15 protein-coding genes and 1 other RNA gene are annotated in these 16763 nt (G+C 51.3%); 6 read left to right on the top strand and 10 right to left on the bottom strand.

Annotated elements, in window-relative coordinates:
- Nucleotides 1–390: 390 nt before the first annotated feature.
- From H616_RS0101040 to H616_RS0101045, 3 genes are all read right to left on the bottom strand, one after another.
- Entirely contained in the window at nucleotides 391–1032 is a 642-nt protein-coding gene (locus H616_RS0101040) for a 5-formyltetrahydrofolate cyclo-ligase (RefSeq protein WP_027965698.1), read from the bottom strand.
- Nucleotides 1033–1053: 21 nt separating this feature from the next.
- Nucleotides 1054–1239, bottom strand: a non-coding RNA gene (ssrS, locus tag H616_RS15330) — 6S RNA.
- A 55-nt stretch (nucleotides 1240–1294) separates the two neighbouring features.
- Nucleotides 1295–1594 carry a cell division protein ZapA gene (locus H616_RS0101045; RefSeq protein WP_027965699.1) on the bottom strand — a complete coding sequence of 100 codons (300 nt, stop codon included), beginning with the start codon at nucleotides 1592–1594 and terminating at the stop codon, nucleotides 1295–1297.
- Nucleotides 1595–1766: 172 nt separating this feature from the next.
- Here H616_RS0101045 and H616_RS0101050 point away from each other — a divergent pair, with 172 nt between their 5' ends.
- The 3 genes from H616_RS0101050 to H616_RS0101060 all read left to right on the top strand — a co-directional run bounded on the left by H616_RS0101050 (nucleotide 1767) and on the right by H616_RS0101060 (nucleotide 5057).
- Nucleotides 1767–2348: a UPF0149 family protein gene (locus H616_RS0101050; RefSeq protein ID WP_027965700.1), complete on the top strand. Its 582-nt coding sequence runs from the start codon at nucleotides 1767–1769 to the stop codon at nucleotides 2346–2348.
- Nucleotides 2349–2520: 172 nt separating this feature from the next.
- Nucleotides 2521–3753, top strand: coding sequence for a 2-octaprenyl-6-methoxyphenyl hydroxylase (ubiH, locus tag H616_RS0101055; RefSeq protein ID WP_027965701.1), 1233 nt, complete (start codon nucleotides 2521–2523; stop codon nucleotides 3751–3753).
- On the top strand, nucleotides 3750–5057 hold the full coding sequence (locus H616_RS0101060) for an FAD-dependent monooxygenase (RefSeq protein ID WP_027965702.1): 1308 nt from the start codon (nucleotides 3750–3752) through the stop codon (nucleotides 5055–5057). Before ubiH ends, H616_RS0101060 begins: the two co-directional genes overlap by 4 nt.
- Nucleotides 5058–5131: 74 nt before the next feature.
- Here H616_RS0101060 and H616_RS13920 read toward each other — a convergent pair whose 3' ends face one another.
- The 3 genes from H616_RS13920 to gpmI all read right to left on the bottom strand — a co-directional run bounded on the left by H616_RS13920 (nucleotide 5132) and on the right by gpmI (nucleotide 9312).
- Nucleotides 5132–6436: a S41 family peptidase gene (locus tag H616_RS13920; RefSeq protein WP_035572244.1), complete on the bottom strand. Its 1305-nt coding sequence runs from the start codon at nucleotides 6434–6436 to the stop codon at nucleotides 5132–5134.
- Nucleotides 6437–6569: 133 nt separating this feature from the next.
- On the bottom strand, nucleotides 6570–7721 hold the full coding sequence (locus tag H616_RS0101070; RefSeq protein WP_240470509.1) for a murein hydrolase activator EnvC family protein: 1152 nt from the start codon (nucleotides 7719–7721) through the stop codon (nucleotides 6570–6572).
- A 16-nt stretch (nucleotides 7722–7737) separates the two neighbouring features.
- Nucleotides 7738–9312: a 2,3-bisphosphoglycerate-independent phosphoglycerate mutase gene (gpmI, locus tag H616_RS0101075; protein ID WP_027965704.1), complete on the bottom strand. Its 1575-nt coding sequence runs from the start codon at nucleotides 9310–9312 to the stop codon at nucleotides 7738–7740.
- Nucleotides 9313–9546: 234 nt separating this feature from the next.
- On the opposite strand from gpmI, the gene H616_RS0101080 reads away from it, so the two are divergent.
- Genes H616_RS0101080 through H616_RS0101090 form a run of 3 tightly spaced genes read left to right on the top strand, consistent with a single transcriptional unit; the run spans nucleotide 9547 to nucleotide 11278 of the window.
- Nucleotides 9547–9969, top strand: coding sequence for a rhodanese-like domain-containing protein (locus tag H616_RS0101080; protein WP_027965705.1), 423 nt, complete (start codon nucleotides 9547–9549; stop codon nucleotides 9967–9969).
- Nucleotides 9970–10013: 44 nt separating this feature from the next.
- A complete protein-coding gene (gene secB / locus H616_RS0101085; RefSeq protein ID WP_027965706.1) occupies nucleotides 10014–10538 on the top strand; it encodes a protein-export chaperone SecB in 525 nt (174 codons plus the stop codon).
- Nucleotides 10539–10546: 8 nt separating this feature from the next.
- The gene (locus tag H616_RS0101090) at nucleotides 10547–11278 is read left to right on the top strand and encodes a 16S rRNA (uracil(1498)-N(3))-methyltransferase (protein WP_035572246.1); all 732 of its coding nucleotides are present in this window, start codon (nucleotides 10547–10549) and stop codon (nucleotides 11276–11278) included.
- A gap of 157 nt (nucleotides 11279–11435) precedes the next feature.
- Here H616_RS0101090 and H616_RS0101095 read toward each other — a convergent pair whose 3' ends face one another.
- The 4 genes from H616_RS0101095 to H616_RS0101115 all read right to left on the bottom strand — a co-directional run bounded on the left by H616_RS0101095 (nucleotide 11436) and on the right by H616_RS0101115 (nucleotide 16746).
- Nucleotides 11436–13271, bottom strand: coding sequence for an ATP-dependent nuclease (locus H616_RS0101095; protein ID WP_027965708.1), 1836 nt, complete (start codon nucleotides 13269–13271; stop codon nucleotides 11436–11438).
- Nucleotides 13268–14920, bottom strand: a complete 1653-nt coding sequence (locus tag H616_RS0101100) for an ATP-binding protein (protein WP_027965709.1) — start codon at nucleotides 14918–14920, stop codon at nucleotides 13268–13270. Before H616_RS0101100 ends, H616_RS0101095 begins: the two co-directional genes overlap by 4 nt.
- Nucleotides 14921–15424: 504 nt before the next feature.
- Complete coding sequence (locus H616_RS0101110; RefSeq protein WP_027965710.1) at nucleotides 15425–16168, bottom strand: 3-oxoacyl-ACP reductase family protein; 744 nt, start codon at nucleotides 16166–16168, stop codon at nucleotides 15425–15427.
- 89 nt (nucleotides 16169–16257) lie between these two features.
- The gene (locus tag H616_RS0101115) at nucleotides 16258–16746 is read right to left on the bottom strand and encodes a GNAT family N-acetyltransferase (RefSeq protein WP_027965711.1); all 489 of its coding nucleotides are present in this window, start codon (nucleotides 16744–16746) and stop codon (nucleotides 16258–16260) included.
- Between the last annotated feature and the right edge of the window lie 17 nt (nucleotides 16747–16763).

A 16763-nucleotide genomic window follows, 5' to 3' on the forward strand; every position in this document is an offset into this window, starting at 1 on the left:
ATTTATTGTTAATCTTTAGTCATAAATAAAGAAAAATTTTTCAGTGTGTTAAAAGCGGCGGTTGTCACGTGTGTGTTTATTGGTTAATCTTATGTCTGTAAATCAAGCTGTTGGTATTGGCTTGAATGAATTTTTGTAAATTGTTATTAACTTTTAATTAATTAAATAAAGGCACCAATAATGAACCGTAAACCCGACATGATCATGGTTCTTGTGATGGTGTTTGCACTCGGTGTTGTGGTTACGGGCTACGCTCAGGCGCTGGTTGGTTAACCAACCATTTGAGAGGCAATCTCTAACAATTGATGTATGAAATGCTGATAAAAAAGCGACTGCCAAGCCTAGGTTCATGGGCTAAATGCAGTCGCTTTTTCATTAGCCGTTCGTCGTTTATCTGTGGTGCTCAGGAATAACCAGCCGACTATCGCTGACAATGGCGTCCAGCGGGATATCCCAAGGGGCGGTGGGTAAGCGCTCGACACCTTGGCAGTCGTGAGCGATGCCGATCAAACGAGGGCGTGAACCGTTATCTTTCAGCCGAGCGAGGGTGCGATCATAGAAGCCGCCGCCCATACCTAGGCGCTCACCATTCTCATCAAAGCCCACAAGCGGTAGCAGAATGACATCTAGCGCCCAGGCTGGGCGTCTGCGTGATGGATGTGCTGCATGGCGCGTGGAGGGCTCTGAGATACCGAATCGGTTGGCCACCATGGGGGTTTGTGGGTGGTAATTCACGAACCACAGACTGTTATCAGCCAGTGGTCTGAGCACGGGCAGATACACCCGAGCGTTACGAGATGTTAACCAGGGCAATAACGCTGTGGGGTCAATCTCGCCATCGTTGGGCAGATATAGGGCCAAGTGGCGGGCGCGCTGAATGTCAGGCAGCTGGCGTAAGCGCTGTGTCAGGCGGTTAGAGGCGTTTTTTTGCTGTTTTGGGCTAAGAGCACGACGCCGTTGCCGCAGCATTTTACGCAGAGCGCGTCGGTCCTGAAGCTGCTGAGTGCTAAGAGCCTGAAGCTGCTGGGTCATCTGTGCTGCCATCCAGAAAGAGGGTTCCCCAAGGTGCCGCTGCTGTTCTGGCCCTTGAACCTACTGGTTCAAGGCGGTGGCCAGCAGTCGATCCGTCAGGCTTTCCGTCGCACGGACATGCACACAGGACCGACTAGCTATTGGCCTCCAGGGTAAAGCGCATAGGCTCGAGGGACGATGAACAACTGGCAAACACCCCAGGGAACGCGGCTATCCTAGCAGAATGACCCGCCGTACCAAAGGGGCGCGTTGTATTTAAGCGTTAGCCGTTTGATGGCTTGTTCAAGACGCGATCCAGGCGCTCGGTAAGCTCCGTCATTTGCTGTTCGCCAGTTCGCCGCTCGTCTAGCACCTCAAGCAGTTCATTGGCGATGTTAAGTGCTGTCATGATGGCAATTCGCTCACGGTCCATTCCTTTGCGTTGCGAATGAATGCCCTGCATGGCGCGATCAAGATACTGCGCAGCACGATCCAGCTGCTGCTGTTTGTCTTCTGGGCAGGCAATCGTGTACTGCCTGTCGAGCAGGGTGATGTCGATTGTTGGCCGCTGGGCGTCGGTCATTACGGGGCTCCGGCGTGGGCCGCGGGCGTGACATCTCGATAGGAGCGCGTCCGGGTGGCCCGATGCGTTAACATCTCGGGTGGAATATTCTCGTTACTCTAAGCGAGCCACTATAAGAGAGCCGCTTAACCGTGGTCAACGCGGCATGTGGCCTACCAGCATGGATACTATTATGTCACTGATCGATGAACACCAAGATTTTTCCACGATTGCCGATGTATTCCTGATACATGGCAGCATGCAATCGCCGGCCTTTCTTGATGGCCGCCTTAGCGCTGGGCTAGCGTTGCATGACTTGAGCGCTGAAGCTTGGCTTGAAGCGGTTTGCTTGAACCTGGGCGTTGAGCAGCCCAGAGACCAAGCGTCGGCCGAACACCTGCTAGGTTGGCGGCGTCAGGCGTTGGAGGGCCTATCGGCTAGCGAGCTGAAATTTGAGCCATTGTTGCCAGATGAGCTGTTTTCTTTGGCAGAGCAGGCCCAGGGTCTTAAAGAGTGGACGCAGGGGTTTTTAGAGGTCATTGATGATACCGACGAAAAAACCAGCGCCCGCTGGTCGAATGATCTGCGTGAGGCCATAGACGATTTGCGTGGGCTGGGTGAGATGGAAACAGATATTGATGACAGCGCCGAAAACGAGGGCGACTTGTTTTCACTAGCTGAGCACGCCCGTATGGCTGCCATGCTGCTGTATACCGAACAGCACCCCGGCGTCCCGCAGGTGGAGCGCTCTGATGGCTCGGAAACACAGCATTGAATGTTGTGTTGAGCGCACGGGCTATTCCAGAGCAAAGACAGGCTTGCGCCGCTTGATGATTGCTTGGCGTTTGCTTAGCTAGCTGTTTTTTGGCGATAAAATAGTTTTTTAAAAGCCTCAAACAGCCCGATATATTTTTTTACGTAATTACATTATGGCTGTGGGGTGCGTCATGCGGGAAGATGATCAAAAACCAGCGCCGCAGCAGGTTGATGTGGCGATTATTGGTGGTGGCCTGGTGGGTGCCAGCTTGGGCTGCGCGCTGTCTGAGCTGATTGACCGGCACCAGCTCTCGGTCGCGGTTATTGAAGCGGCGCCGTTACCTTCACTCACTGACGCCAGCGAGCAACGCGGGCAGCCCAGTTTTGACGCCAGAGCCAGTGCGATTGCACTCGGCTCGGCCCAGCACTTTATGAGCTTGGGGCTATGGGAGGCCATGGCTGAGCGTGCCATGGCGATCCGTTGTATCCATATCAGTGAACGTGGTCGCCTGGGGGCAGCCAGATTACGCGCTGAAGATCTTGACCAGCAGGCCATGGGGTATGTCATCCCCAATGCTTGGATGGGCCAAGTGTTACATCGGCGTTTGGCCGAGTTGCCGCTGGGCTGGCACTGTCCTGCACGGGTTGAAGACATTCAGCCGGTGGCTGCGGGTCATTTGCTTACACTGTCAGACGGTAATCGCCTAGAGGCAGGTTTGACGGTATTGGCTGATGGTGGCCGCTCGGGGCTCAAGGAAAAACTGGGTATCCACAGCCAAGTGCGTGATTACGAGCAGGTGGCACTAATTACCAGCGTTGAGGTGAGCCATCCCCATAAAGGCATCGCCTATGAGCGCTTTACCGACGAGGGGCCTATTGCGCTGTTGCCGATGTCCGGCCAAACCATGGTGCTAATCTGGACGCATGAGCAGGGCTTGGAAAAGCAGCGTATGGCACTTTCTGATGGAGACTTCCTTGCGCAGCTGCAGTGTGCTTTCGGTGACCGCGCCGGGCGTTTTCGGCGTGTCGGCCAGCGTTACGCGTACCCGCTTAGCTTGATTACTGCTGAAGAAACGGTGCGCCCAGGGCTGGCTGTTTTGGGCAATGCGGCGCATGCCTTACACCCCGTTGCTGGCCAGGGTTTCAATTTGGCGCTTCGTGGGGTCATGGATTTAGTCGCGGCGCTTTCTGAAGGGCTCGAACAGGGCGAGCCGTTGGGCAGCCTCACGACCTTGCTTGATTTTGAACAGCGCCGAGAGGCGGACCGTGATGGAGTGATTCGCTTTAGCGACGGGCTGATTCGGCTGTTTGGTGTTGAGCATCGGCTATTGTCTCATGCCCGCGCCGCGGGGCTGGTAGGATTTAATCTGGCAGGGCCACTCAGACACGGCCTGGCCCGCCGAGCCATGGGGGTATTACGGTGAGCGATACAAAACTCAGCGAAACAGGCAACAACAATGTCAGCGGAGAGCTGCCGCCAGAGGTTGTGGTTGTTGGCGGTGGCATGGTGGGGGCAGGTTTGGCGTGTTTGTTGGGCATTGAAGGTATTCGTGTATTGCTGCTGGATGCCCGAGACACCGAGCTGGACAGCCAAGCGGTAGGACGTGGCAAGCCGGCTGTTAGAGTTAGCGCGCTTTCTCCTGTGTCGCAATGCCTGCTGGAATGGTTGGGTGTTTGGAAAACGATTATCGCGCGCCGTGCTACGCCTTACGACGCCATGCAGGTGTGGGACGCCGCAGGCAGCGGCGAGGTAAATTTCATTGGCGATCAAGCGGGCTTGCCTGTGCTGGGCCATATTGTGGAAAACGATGTGGTGGTTGCTGCGCTTGAAACACGCTTAGCAGAGCTACCTAACGTGCAGCAACGGTTTGGTGTGCGAGTCTCAGGGCTTGAAAGCCAGCGTGTTCGTTATGGGGATGATGAAACCGATGGGTACCAGTTGGTGCTTGAGAACGGTGAGACAATTACCGCACCGTTGATAGTTGCCGCCGACGGTGCCCGTTCAGCGTTGCGCGATATGGCCGGTATTGGCTATCAAAGCCAGGATACGGGCCATGTCGCGGTGGTGACCACGGTCAGAAATGAGCGCGTTCATGGTGGTGTGGCCCGCCAAGCCTTTGTTGACGGTAGCCCGCTGGCGTTTTTGCCGTTAACGGTAGATGGCGACTCGCGGTATAGCTCAATTGTTTGGTCAACTACGCCGGCGCATGCCAAGCAACTCCAAGCGTTGCCGGCAGAGGAACTTGGGCGGGCGCTAGCGGCGGGTATCGACCATCGGCTGGGTGAAACCCAAGCGGTTGATCGTGCTTATGGGTTACCGCTAACTCAGCGTCATGCCGATCAATATCATTTGCCGGGGCTTGTGTTGGTGGGCGATGCCGCCCACAGCATTCATCCGCTGGCTGGGCAGGGCGTTAACCTGGGGCTGATGGATGCTGCTGTGTTAGCCGAAGAGTGGTTGTTGGCGCGTAAGCGTGGGCTTCCTGCAGGGCACCCACTGAGTTTGGCGCGTTATGCCCGACGTCGGCGTGGTGACAATGCCTCGATGCTCAAACTGATGGAGAGCTTTTGGCGCTTGTTTGGTGCCGAGCATCCGGCGCTGACGCTCATGCGTAATATGGGCATGTCGGGCATCGATCGTCTTGGCCTAGTGAAGCGTTTGCTTCTTCAGCAGGCGAGTGGCCAGCGCGGGCGGTTGCCACTGTCGTGCCGTAAAGCCACGCGCTAAGGCGCATCAGTCGTTGTGCTGCGCCAAGCGGTGCCGGTGCCTGCGTTGATGCTTGTCGCAGGGTAGCTATCTAGCTATGGCCGATTCGGCGCCCGCTCGCCGAGCACATCCAGCGCTTTAAGCAAATTGAGTGCTTCGCCCAGCTGGTAGTCGTTTTCCAACCGGGTACTGAGAATATTGTATTCGGGAACGTCATTGTTGCCTTTTAGGTGGCCGTCAAGATCGGCTTCGCGCAGGCGTTGTGAGGCGTTTTCAGAGACTTCAAGACGTCCGCGCACCACTTCCACATCCGGGGTAATGCCTCGCGCCTGTATCGAGCGGCCATTGGGCGTGTAATACAGGGCGGTGGTGAGCTTGAGTCCTTCATTTTCACCCAGAGGAATTAGCTGCTGCACCGACCCTTTGCCGAAACTTTTGGTGCCCATCACCACGCCGCGGCGTTGATCCTGTATGGCACCGGCGACAATTTCTGCTGCCGAGGCACTGCCGTCATTGATTAGTACAACCAGCGGGATATCTGGGGCGGCGGTGGTGGCTGTTGCCGAAAAGCGCTGGTCGATACCCGGCAGCCGCCCCTTGGTATAGACGACCAAACCGCTTTCCAGAAAGCTGTCAGACACATCAACGGCGGCCTGAAGCACTCCGCCAGGGTTGTTGCGAAGGTCAAGTACCAGCCCTTTAAGCTCGCCCGTGGCAGCCAGTGTAGCAAGCGCCTCGTTGACCTGTTCACCCGTATTGGACTGAAACTGGCTGATGCGTAAGTAACCGTAACCCGGTGACAGCAAGTCATGTTTTACGCTGCGTGTGCTGATCGTTTCTCGTGTCAGCGTTATGTTGCGCGGTGCGCTTTCGCCATCGCGCAGAATCGTCAATTCAAGTTGTGTACCGATATCACCGCGCATAACCTCCAGCGCTTCCTGCAGCGACAGCCCCTCGGTAGGGGTGTCATCGACACGCAGGATGGCGTCGCGGGCCATGATGCCAGCGCGAGCTGCCGGTGTATCATCCAGCGGCGTAATTACCATGAGTTGGCCGTCGCGTTTACCAATTTCGACACCCACGCCGCCAAACTCGCCCCTGGCGCTTTCCTGCATGTCGCGAAATGCGTCGGCATCCAAATAGGCCGAGTGCGGGTCAAGTTCGTTGAGCATGCCGCGCATGGCGTTTTGCAACAGCGTGGCATCGTCGACTTCATCGACATAGGCGCGTTTGATGCGCTCGAAAACCTCAGCAAAGGCCTGAATTTCGGCCACGGGTAAGTCGGAGTCATCCGGTTGCTGAGCGTTAGCTGCCAGCGGCAGCGCCAGCAAGCAGGTACTTAACCACGCCGCGGCAACGCGCGGCGCAGGAAGCAAATTGGTAAAGAGGCGTGAAGGCATTCAGGCTCTCATGAGTTGAAGCGAGTGTATTGGCAGCATAGCGTGCCACTGGCGGACTGGGAATAGCTGACCCGTTCTGTGTGGCTCGGGTCGTTCTGGCTCGGGTCGTGTTGCGTTGGCTGTGCTGACCGAATCAGCGCCGTGCCATCCACTGCCTGGGGTTAATCGGCTTGCCGTTGCGGCGTACTTCAAAATACAGGCTAGCGATAGGCTGCCCGCCGCTAGAGCCCACGGCCCCCAGCGTATGACCACGTTGCACCGGCTGGCCAACGTCTACCGAAAAGTGCTGTAGGTGCGCATGTAGCGTCATGACGTTGTCACCGTGGTCAATGATTAACATGTTACCAAAGCCGCGCATCCAGTCGGCAAACACCACGCGGCCGGCATGTACTGCCGTGACGGGGGTGCCTTCACTGGCGGCGATAACGAGCCCGTTACGGTGTACTCCCCGGCCATGACGAAACCCTGAAATAATTCGCCCCTGGGCTGGCCAGGGCAAATCTCCTCGGGTTTGTTCGATACCTGTAGAGGGCGGTGGGCGGTTCATACGTGCCAGCTTTTCTTGAACCTGCTGCAAAATACGTTCGGCATGAGCGCGATCTTGGTCCAGTTTCACCAAGCGCGCTTCTTCGCTGGCGTATTGCTCGTTCAATTGTTTGACCAGCGTTTCACGCTGGGCCACTTGGCGCGCTAAATCAGCGCTGGTTTGCTCAAGAGACTCGGCCAGAATATTCAGCTCATTGTCTCGTTCATGGAGCGTTTGGGTGTTTTCAGCCACCGCACTTTCTAGCTGGGCCAGTGTGTTGAGAATGGTTTGGCGAGCCCGAGTGAGATGATTAAGGTAGGTCTGGATGCGGTCAAGCTGCGCCGGATCATCCTGGTTGAGCAGCAGTTTAAGCTGTGGCGTCTGGCCCAGCCGATAGAGAGCATCCAGCTGTTCTGCCAGTGCTTGCAGTTGCTCTTCTTGCGCGCGGTTAAGGTGCTCCTGACGCGCTTGTAGTTCACCGATGCTGAGCTCTAGGGTGTTTTGCTCTTCCTGTAGCGCAGACAGCCGCTGGTGAGTGTCGGCCAGCTTGGTTTCCAGCGCGCGCAGTTCGGCGCTGGCACTGTCGCGGGCCGAATGAGTGGTCGCCAGGTCGCGGTTGGCATTCTTGATCTGCTGGCCGATGTCATCAAGTGTGGCCTTGGCCTGATTAACGCTTTGGCCTGCCGCATACATCGGCAGCAGGCATAGCCCAAGCACTGCGGCTAGCAGCGTGGTTTTCAGGCGCGAACGTTGGGCCAAGGCCAATCGCACTCCCTTAGGCCTCGCGAATCAGGCTTAGGCCGGTCATTTCCGCGGGTATTGGCTGATTCATCAGCGTTAGCAGGGTGGGGGCGATATCACATAGCCTGCCGTCGGGCGCTAGCTCAAGTGAGCGCTGGCCGACATAAACCAGCGGCACCGGAAAGGTGGTGTGTGCGGTTTGGGGTGCGCCAGTATCGGGGTTGACCATTTGCTCGGCGTTACCGTGATCGGCGGTGACCAAGCAAGCGCCGCCCGCTTTCTCGATGGCTTCCACCACGCGGGCAATGCAAGCATCTACGGCTTCAATGGCTGCTACAGCCGCCTCGAAATCGCCGGTATGACCGACCATGTCGCCGTTGGCGTAGTTACACACGATCAGGTCATGGTCGCCCGACGCAATAGCAGCGACTAGCCGATCAGTGACCTCGACGGCGCTCATTTCGGGCTTTTCGTCGTAGGTTTTCACGTCCTGGGGCGAGGGCACCAGAATGCGGGTTTCGCCCTGATATTCCTCTTCGCGGCCGCCAGAGAAGAAAAACGTTACATGAGCGTATTTCTCGGTTTCGGCAATACGAAGCTGAGTGAGGCCGCGTTGCTCCATCAACTCACCCAGGGTGTTGTTGAGCGTGGCTGGCGGAAAGGCAATTGATGTTGCGATATCTGCCGCGTACTGAGTCAGGCTGACCAGCCCGTTACCCGCCAACTGTGGGCGCAGGTTACGGCTGAAACCGGTGAAATCGTCGTCAACAAATGCGCGGCTCAGCTCGCGGGCACGGTCAGAGCGGAAGTTCAGGAACAACAGCGCATCGCCATCTTCCACATGCACAGGCTGGCCGTGGGGAGTAATGGCTGTGGCCGTGACAAACTCGTCATTCTCGTCACGGGCATAGGCTGCCTGCAGCCCAGCCAGAGCCGTTGTGGCCTGATAGCTGGCATGCCCTTCCGTAACTAGGCGATAGGCCTGTTCAACGCGGTCCCAGCGGTTGTCGCGGTCCAGAGCGAAATAGCGTCCGATCAGCGAGGCGATAAACCCGTGTTCGGCACCAACCAGCTCAGCCAGACGAGCGTTAAGCCGCTCAATAGACGCCTGGGCACTGCGTGGCGGCGTGTCGCGGCCATCCAAAAACGCATGCAGGTAAATCTGTTTAGCGCCGCGCGCTGCCGCTAGCTCGGCCACCGCGATGATGTGGTCTTCATGGCTGTGTACGCCGCCGGGCGACAGCAGGCCCATTAAATGTACGGCCTTGCCCGCCGCCACCGCGGCATCAATAGGCGCTGTTAATACCGAGTTGGCTGCCAGTTCGCCATCTTCTATCGCCTTGGTGATGCGGGTGAAGTCTTGGTAGACAATGCGTCCTGCACCCAGGTTCATATGGCCAACTTCAGAGTTACCCATTTGGCCATCGGGCAGCCCTACATTGCGGCCATCAGTATGAATCAGCGTTGCAGGGCGCTCACGCTGCAGCTTGTCCATGGTGGGCGTGTTGGCCGCCATAATGGCATTGTGTACGGCGTCTGGGTTGTGTCCGTAGCCATCAAGGATGATCAGCGCCACGGGGCGGGCAGTAGAGGTGGTAGCATCGTTCATGGTTTGTCTCGTGTTGGGGCCTGACCCGATCCCAGCAGCAAGTGTGACTGGGGTCGCGACTTGTCTTCGCTTACGGCATCATATCGCATGGCCTTACCAGACGTCATTTGGTACACCCTTTGAGTCGTGGAGCTACGGCTTCATGTATACTAACCGCGCTGATGTATCGGACACTGTTATCACGACTTACTACCGCGCACCTGACACGCACCTGACAAGAGTTTAGCCTACGTCATGATTGACCAGATTATTGAATTTGTAATGAATAACCCGCTGCTGGTGGGTGCCTTTGTTGTGGTGCTGCTGGCCTGGCTGGTTTATGAGATGCGTAGTGCTCAGTCTAATGGCGTGAGCACCAGCGAGGCGACCCAGTTGATCAACCGCGAAGATGCCATTGTGGTAGATACCCGCGAGGCCAAGGACTTCAAAACCGGCCATATTGCTGGTGCGCGCAATATTCCCCAGAGCCGTCTGGAGGATCGTATGAGCGAGCTCGACAAGTTCAAGAGCGAGCCGATCATTATTGTGTGCAAAACTGGTCAAACCGCGGGCGCTGCCCAGGCCAAACTGAGTAAAGCCGGTTTTGAGCGCGTCTTTAAACTGCAGGGTGGCATTATGCAGTGGCAGTCAGACAGCTTGCCGCTGGTTAGGAAGTAAACAGCCCAATCATTTCGAATCATTGACCCAAAAGGACAGTATTCATGGCAGAAGACAACACGCCAAACGCAGCCAACGGACAGGCTGGCCAGGCCGGTGATGCAGAGCGCCCGCAAGTGCAGTTTTCTATGCAGCGCGTTTATGTAAAAGATATTTCTTTTGAAGCGCCGAACTCGCCAACCATCTTTGAAGCGGGCTTCAAGCCTAAGGTTGGGCTAGACCTTAACACCAGCTCGCGCCACATCCGTGACGACCTCTACGAAGTGGTGGTCAAAGTTACCGCGCAAGTGACCCACAATGAAGACGGTGCAACGTCTTTTCTGGCCGAAGTTGAGCAAGCCGGTCTGTTCCGCATCGGTGGCATTGAAGGGGCTCAGCTAGACCACACTCTGGGCGCGTTCTGCCCTAACCTGCTGTTCCCGTATGCCCGCGAGTGCATCGATAACCTGGTTAACCGTGGTGGTTTCCCGCCGCTGATGCTGGCGCCGGTTAACTTTGAAGCTATCTACGCTCAGCGTAAGAAGCAGGACGTTGAACAGCAGGGCGACAACGCGCCCTCGGCTGAGTAAGGCAACCGATGACGGTTCGCGGACCGCGCATCCACCTCGCCGCCGAGCTAATAGCCGGCGGCGAGGTCGTTCTGCCTGAAGGGCCGGCACGTCATGTTGCCCGAGTGCTGCGGTTGGGCACGGGCGCACCGTTGCGGTTGTTTGATGGTAACGGCAACGAAGCGTGCGCCGTGCTGGTCGAAGCCGAACGCAAGCGCGTAGTGGCACGCATAGAAAGCGTTACCGAAGGGCTGGGCGAGTCGCCGTTGGCGGTACACCTGGGCCAGGCGATCTCGAAGGGCGACCGGATGGACTACGCCATTCAGAAAGCCGTTGAGTTGGGGGTTGCCGCCATTACGCCGCTCTATACCGAGCACGGTGACGTGCGCCTCAAAGGCGACCGCGAAGCCAAAAAGCTCGCCCACTGGCAAGCCGTTGCTGCCAGCGCTTGCGAGCAATGTGGCCGTGCTACCTTGCCTCCTGTTCATCCACCCATGGCACTGGCTGATTGGCTGGCGCTACGCAACGAAGCACTGCGGCTGGTGCTACACCCTGGGACTCCCGGTGCGTTAGAGCGCCAAGACACTCCAGCAAGCGCTGCTCTGTTGATAGGCCCCGAAGGCGGGCTTAGCGCTGCAGAAGTAGCAAACGCCCAGGCTGCCAGCTTCGACGCCCTCACCCTTGGCCCACGTATCCTGCGTACCGAAACCGCCCCCGTTGTCGCGCTAGCGCTGCTACAGGACCGGTTCGGGGATTTTTGAGGAATAACGCTCGCTTAAGGGGTGAACAACGTATCTTGTGTTTAACGCCGCCATAAGCGGTGAGCAATAGCTTGCTAAAATGTGAAACGAAGTGGAACCGAGCAAGCTGTTACGAATCCGACTTAATGGCCTTGTTAAATGGCCGATTCCAACCAAACTATTTCCGAATAAACTCAACTAAATCTTTCAGTTTATTTTCTAGGTCATGCATCGAACAATGTGTTTTATCGAGCTTATCGACTACCGCTTTAGCAATAGGTACTTTTTTTCTTGCATAACTTAAAGCAATATTACTCAATGAAGGTGCATCTGGCTGAGTAGCATCATCAAATTGATAACAATCGGAAATAGCTTTATCGAATGAATCAAATTTTTCGAATATAAAGTCTGAAGCTTGAGTTGATTTTAACGACAGTTTCTTATGGTTATTTCCCTGACCAATTGATTCACGCTTGAAACCTTGACTAGTTAAAATATCAAAGAATAGATCTTTGCAAATATAATTCTCAATTTCACGACCTTCCGTAATCCACACTTTGACATAATCATCTAATGTTGAATCTAAACCAGCATTATCAGCATTGGCTGTTCGAAGTTTATCCAACATAGAACTTAGATATGCTTTAAAACCCTCATCATCTCGGTCTGCTTGCGAAGAACAATCAGAATCGGCAATCAAGCATGCCTTCCTACTGGTGCTAAAAATATTAATTAGATTTTCACCAATATCATCTAGTACTGTGAAAGAGGCTAAGTTTGTACCACCAAAGTATAAGAAGGAGTAGTCTTTTCCTTCTTTCAGTTCTCCGTCAGAATATATATCAATCCATTTTTTCAAGTAAATCCTATCACTAGGCCCTTCAACCCATAAAACAGTATTAGCTTGAAGTATTTGAGAAGCTTTTACGCCCAATGAATCTAATGTTTCATAATACTTGATTACATTGTCATTCGGGGTAATCGAGCTTGCGCCATTGGGCGATTTTAAAGTTCTGTATACAGCCCAGTTTTCATTTAGGCAGTCAATAAGGGATGGAGAATGAGTAGTGATAAAGAATCTATGATTTATTAGCTCTTTCTCAAAAATACTTATAAGTTTAACTACTGCTTCTGGGTGTAAATTGGCTTCTGGTTCTTCAAGAAAGACGTTTAAATTGACTTCCTTGTTAATCCAAAGGTGTGATAGCAACATCACTATTTGAGAAACCCCAGTACCTAACTGATCTAAAGAAAAGGATAGTCCTGATGTAAACTCAAGATTTAAATCCTTATCTACAACTTCAATATTAGTTACTTGCTCAGATAAAATATCAGTTAGCCACAGCTTAATTTGTTTTTTATATCCAGCCCAGTTTGATGGAGTTGCTCTGTCGAGTCTTAACTTATCAAGCTCTTCAATAATTTTTGCGCCATCAAAATAGTAGCTTTGCTCATTATTCGAATTACGCGAGTGATGTCGAATAGGGTCAACAAATACCAATGAATTTAAGAAACTTCTCCAATAAAATTCATTATCACTAAACCCTGCTACATCGTCAGTCGGGTCTATCCATGTATCTGCTTCCAAATCAGAACAGATTAAATTACTATCATTGAAGATATGCTTACCATTAACCTTCATGTTTAAAACAGATGTATTAGAACTAACGTCATGGTAGCAATCTAGCGTAACTTCATTCTCACTTACCGTATAAGAAATTTTATCATTTTCCGTGAAGATATTATCGTTTGAAAGTAAAATTTCACAGTTAATTTTCTCCTTTTCCCAGCCCCATGTTTGGCTTTCATCAAGTTCAGTGGCAACTGAAATCGCAGTTCCAACATTCAGGTTTTCACTAGCTATACTTTTTAAGTAATTAAAATATTTCGCTAAATTAGATTTCCCTGAGTTATTTGGTCCAATAATTAAGTTAATTGACTTTAAGCCGCTCATATAGACGCCATTTAAATCATATGAGCGCCAACCACAAAGTTTTATGGAGTCAATCTTCATTTAGATTTTTCCTGCTTATGCCAAGAGTCAACCAAGGCTTTTAATGAATAGCTCTCAGGCTTCCCTAACTTCCAAGACTTATGATATCTAACATCATTACTTCTAGGCATTGGGTTAGGCTCTCGAAATTGAACTTTTCTTGGTAAATTAATTGAATCTCCAGAAACAAATGCTTCACCGTCTCTAAGGCTAGGTAAGAAGTCAACTTGACCAGCTAATGTGTCTGGCAATAACCTTTTAATCTTGTTTTGGTCTAGATCATTGGTAAGTCGAAGGGCAATGTATGTACCACATTGCGATAACACTGTCGTAGAAACATTTGATGGGCGTTGGGTAACAACTGTCAAACCAATACCGTACTTCCTGCCTTCTTTAGCAATTCTTTCAACCCGTTCTTTTGCTATGTTGAATTTTGAATCGCTTTCTTCTGGAATATAAGTGTGAGCTTCTTCTAATACTAAGTTAAGAGGAATGTTTTCAGGGTCTATATCCCAATATTTAAAATCGAAACACAATCTTGATATAACACCAACACATACAGCTCTTACTTCTGATGGCAAGCCACTTAAATCTAATATGTTTAAGTATGCTTCAGATTTAGCTAGGCCTAATATAAATTCAAAGTATTCGACTATTGAGGTTTCACTATTAATTTTCCTATGAAGAAATGAGTAACGAGTATCATGTCGAACAGCTTGGAGCTTTAGGAGAATGCTCTCATATGGTTTCTTGGCTGTGGCATTATTTTGAGCGTCTCTTTCAGTTACTATTTCATCTAAAAGAGTATCAATATTGAAAAATATTGGTGAATCTGCAGAAACTACTACATCATCAATATTTTGCTTTTTAGCTTCTATTTCTTTTTGTTTCGTTATAAGCCTTTTTATTATGGCTTTCTGATTAGATCCAGGCTCAAGATTATAAACACCGAAGAACTCTTCTAAATCTAAAAACCAGTATGGGAGTGTAAATTTATTCCAAGGAATTGCATTTGTTCTATTTTTAAAGTCTTCGTTTGGTGCTTTATCGTTATAGCCAAATGCTGAAGGGTATTCATTATGAATATCAAAAAATAATATTCTAGGGCACTCATAGCTTGATAATATTGATTGAACTATCGATGCAACGGTACAACTTTTACCACTACCTGTAGTACCCAATATGGCTGTATGCCGCCCCATTAGCTTATCTAAGTTTAAATACGTTTGATTATCATCGTTTGAATCAGTAACGCAAAAGTGCTCTTTGTCTTCTTCTAGGTCTATGCCTATTAATTGGTTTACTTGGTCACTGCTAAGAAAGTATGTATCACAATTTATTGTGGGAAGACGTTTGGTGCCTCGATTAAACTTACCATTAATAGCACAACCCAATATTGAAAGGGTTACTACTTTCCTCTCTTCCCTAACAATTTCAAACCCATCATCTGATCTTTTTGTTTTCTCAATTTCAGTGATCTGAACTTTGCTTATGGTACAAATTGTATTACCGTGCGCTCCGCCACAGTTAACATAAGCACCAACCTCAGCGCAGTGCTTTATACCTTGAAACTCGCGCTCTAGAATATCTGCATGAAGTATAATTGAGGCACCGTCAACTTCTTTAATTTTACCAAATTTTAATGCATCTTCTCTTAATGATGTTGTCAATTTATAACTTCCTTATTAGTTAGAGGATTTCGCCACAGTTTTAAGCTGAGGTTATGCAAGGCCATTTAACAGTGATTAGACTGCGCGTCCTGATATTGGATGAACAACCTTGCGCGTTCAATAATATTATCTGGCGCGCGTCATTTCCTCCAACTCATTGATTTTTCAAGCACCTAAATATAGTTCGGCCACCTATCCAGAGTTCGCGCGCTTGCGCGATTTGCCGGAACCAATAATACTGTATAGATATACAAAAAAGAAGCTGTTGTATGGATACGCAGACCAAGCCGCCAAAGCTTATGGATTGTGTCAAGGCTGCCATGTGGGTGACGCGTTACAGCCCGCGTACCGAGAAAACTTACTGCTATTGAATACGCGGTGTCATTCGCTTTCATGGTGTGCGTTACCCAGCCAGCATGGCTGTTTCCGAGGTCCGTGGTTTTATGGAATAGAGGCGAAGCCGTTATGTCGCAGGCGTCGCCGTACTTAGCCTTGGTAGGAGTGCTATGCGCTAAATCCACCGTCGGCCATTAAACTTGCGCCAGTAACATACCCCGCTTCAGTACTCGCTAAATAAGCTACCATGCTAGCAATTTCCTCGACAGTGCCGTAGCGAGATAACGCCATAAACCCCTTAAGTGTTTCGGCAAATTCACTGCTTTCTGGGTTCATTTCTGTGTTCACTGGCCCTGGCTGTACATTATTAATGGTTATTCCGCGTGGGCCTAAGTCCCGAGCCAGGCCTTTAACCAAGCCTTGCAGTGCGGATTTGCTCATGGCATAGACACCGCCACCAGCGACCGGCATACGCTCAGCATTGGTGCTGCCAATATTGATGATACGACCTCCTTGCTGCATGTATTTGCTTGCCGCCTGCGTTGCAACAAATACTGCGCGGACATTTACCGCCAAGGTTTTATCGAAGTCTTCTAATGTAAATTCCTCAAGAGGTGCCATCAGCGCCACCCCAGCATTATTGACAAGAATATCAATGCCACCAAGTTCAGATACGGTGTGCTCAACTGCCGCTATAACGGCATTGGCATCTGCGCTATCTGCCTGAATAGCAATTGCCTTTACACCCAGATTTTTGGCTAGTTCTACCATGTCTTCTGCGCGTTTCGCCGAGTTGGAATACGTTAAGGCGACATCTGCGCCACCCTGGGCGAAACGTGTAACGATGGCCGCGCCAATTCCACGACTGCCGCCTGTTACCAAAACGCGCTTTCCTTTAAATTGATGTTTCATGGTTCTCTTTCCATTATTGATGAATGATACGAAATGCCTAGCGCCAAAGCGCCCCAGCTCGCTTCAGCGTGTTCTGCTGACTGGCCTTATTATGCGTGTAGCCATTTATACATTACCAAGGCATCTACGTAGCCTTGTGTCGGATGGTTAAATGCTTTTGGCAAACGACCAACGATGTCGAAGCCTAGCTTGCCCCATAGGCGAGCAGCACCTTCATTGCTTGATGCAACAAAATTGAATTGCATGGCTTTGTAGCCCAGCTCCACTGCTATTTTTTGAGAATGCTCACACATGGATGTAGCTAGACCTTTGCCCCTTGCCAGTGAAGAAACCATATACCCACAATTACAAACATGCTTACCAGGGCCGGCTTGATTGGTTTTTAAGTAATACGTACCTAATATTCTGCCATCTTCCTCAAATACATAGGTCTTGCGTGGTGCCTCTAACCAGATTTTTTCAGCCTGTTCTTTGGTGGTATTCGTTTCGTATGCATATGTTTCACCGGCCAGAATTATTTCATGGAATATTGGCCATATCGAATCCCAGTCTTCTTTTATTGCTTCTCTAATATTCACTGCTTTTTCTCTTTAGT

The organism is Halomonas halocynthiae DSM 14573, assembly GCF_000425725.1.
In the GTDB taxonomy this organism is placed as follows: Bacteria; Pseudomonadota; Gammaproteobacteria; order Pseudomonadales; family Halomonadaceae; genus Halomonas; species Halomonas halocynthiae.

Excerpts from the sequence above, each read along its gene's own strand:
- H616_RS0101040 (WP_027965698.1), bottom strand. The coding sequence starts at position 1,032 with ATGACCCAGCAGCTTCAGGCTCTTAGCACTCAGCAGCTTCAGGACCGA.
- H616_RS0101045 (WP_027965699.1), bottom strand. The coding sequence starts at position 1,594 with ATGACCGACGCCCAGCGGCCAACAATCGACATCACCCTGCTCGACAGG.
- H616_RS0101050 (WP_027965700.1), top strand. The coding sequence starts at position 1,767 with ATGTCACTGATCGATGAACACCAAGATTTTTCCACGATTGCCGATGTA.
- ubiH (WP_027965701.1), top strand. The coding sequence starts at position 2,521 with ATGCGGGAAGATGATCAAAAACCAGCGCCGCAGCAGGTTGATGTGGCG.
- H616_RS13920 (WP_035572244.1), bottom strand. The coding sequence starts at position 6,436 with ATGCCTTCACGCCTCTTTACCAATTTGCTTCCTGCGCCGCGCGTTGCC.
- gpmI (WP_027965704.1), bottom strand. The coding sequence starts at position 9,312 with ATGAACGATGCTACCACCTCTACTGCCCGCCCCGTGGCGCTGATCATC.
- H616_RS0101080 (WP_027965705.1), top strand. The coding sequence starts at position 9,547 with ATGATTGACCAGATTATTGAATTTGTAATGAATAACCCGCTGCTGGTG.
- secB (WP_027965706.1), top strand. The coding sequence starts at position 10,014 with ATGGCAGAAGACAACACGCCAAACGCAGCCAACGGACAGGCTGGCCAG.
- H616_RS0101090 (WP_035572246.1), top strand. The coding sequence starts at position 10,547 with ATGACGGTTCGCGGACCGCGCATCCACCTCGCCGCCGAGCTAATAGCC.
- H616_RS0101095 (WP_027965708.1), bottom strand. The coding sequence starts at position 13,271 with ATGAAGATTGACTCCATAAAACTTTGTGGTTGGCGCTCATATGATTTA.
- H616_RS0101110 (WP_027965710.1), bottom strand. The coding sequence starts at position 16,168 with ATGAAACATCAATTTAAAGGAAAGCGCGTTTTGGTAACAGGCGGCAGT.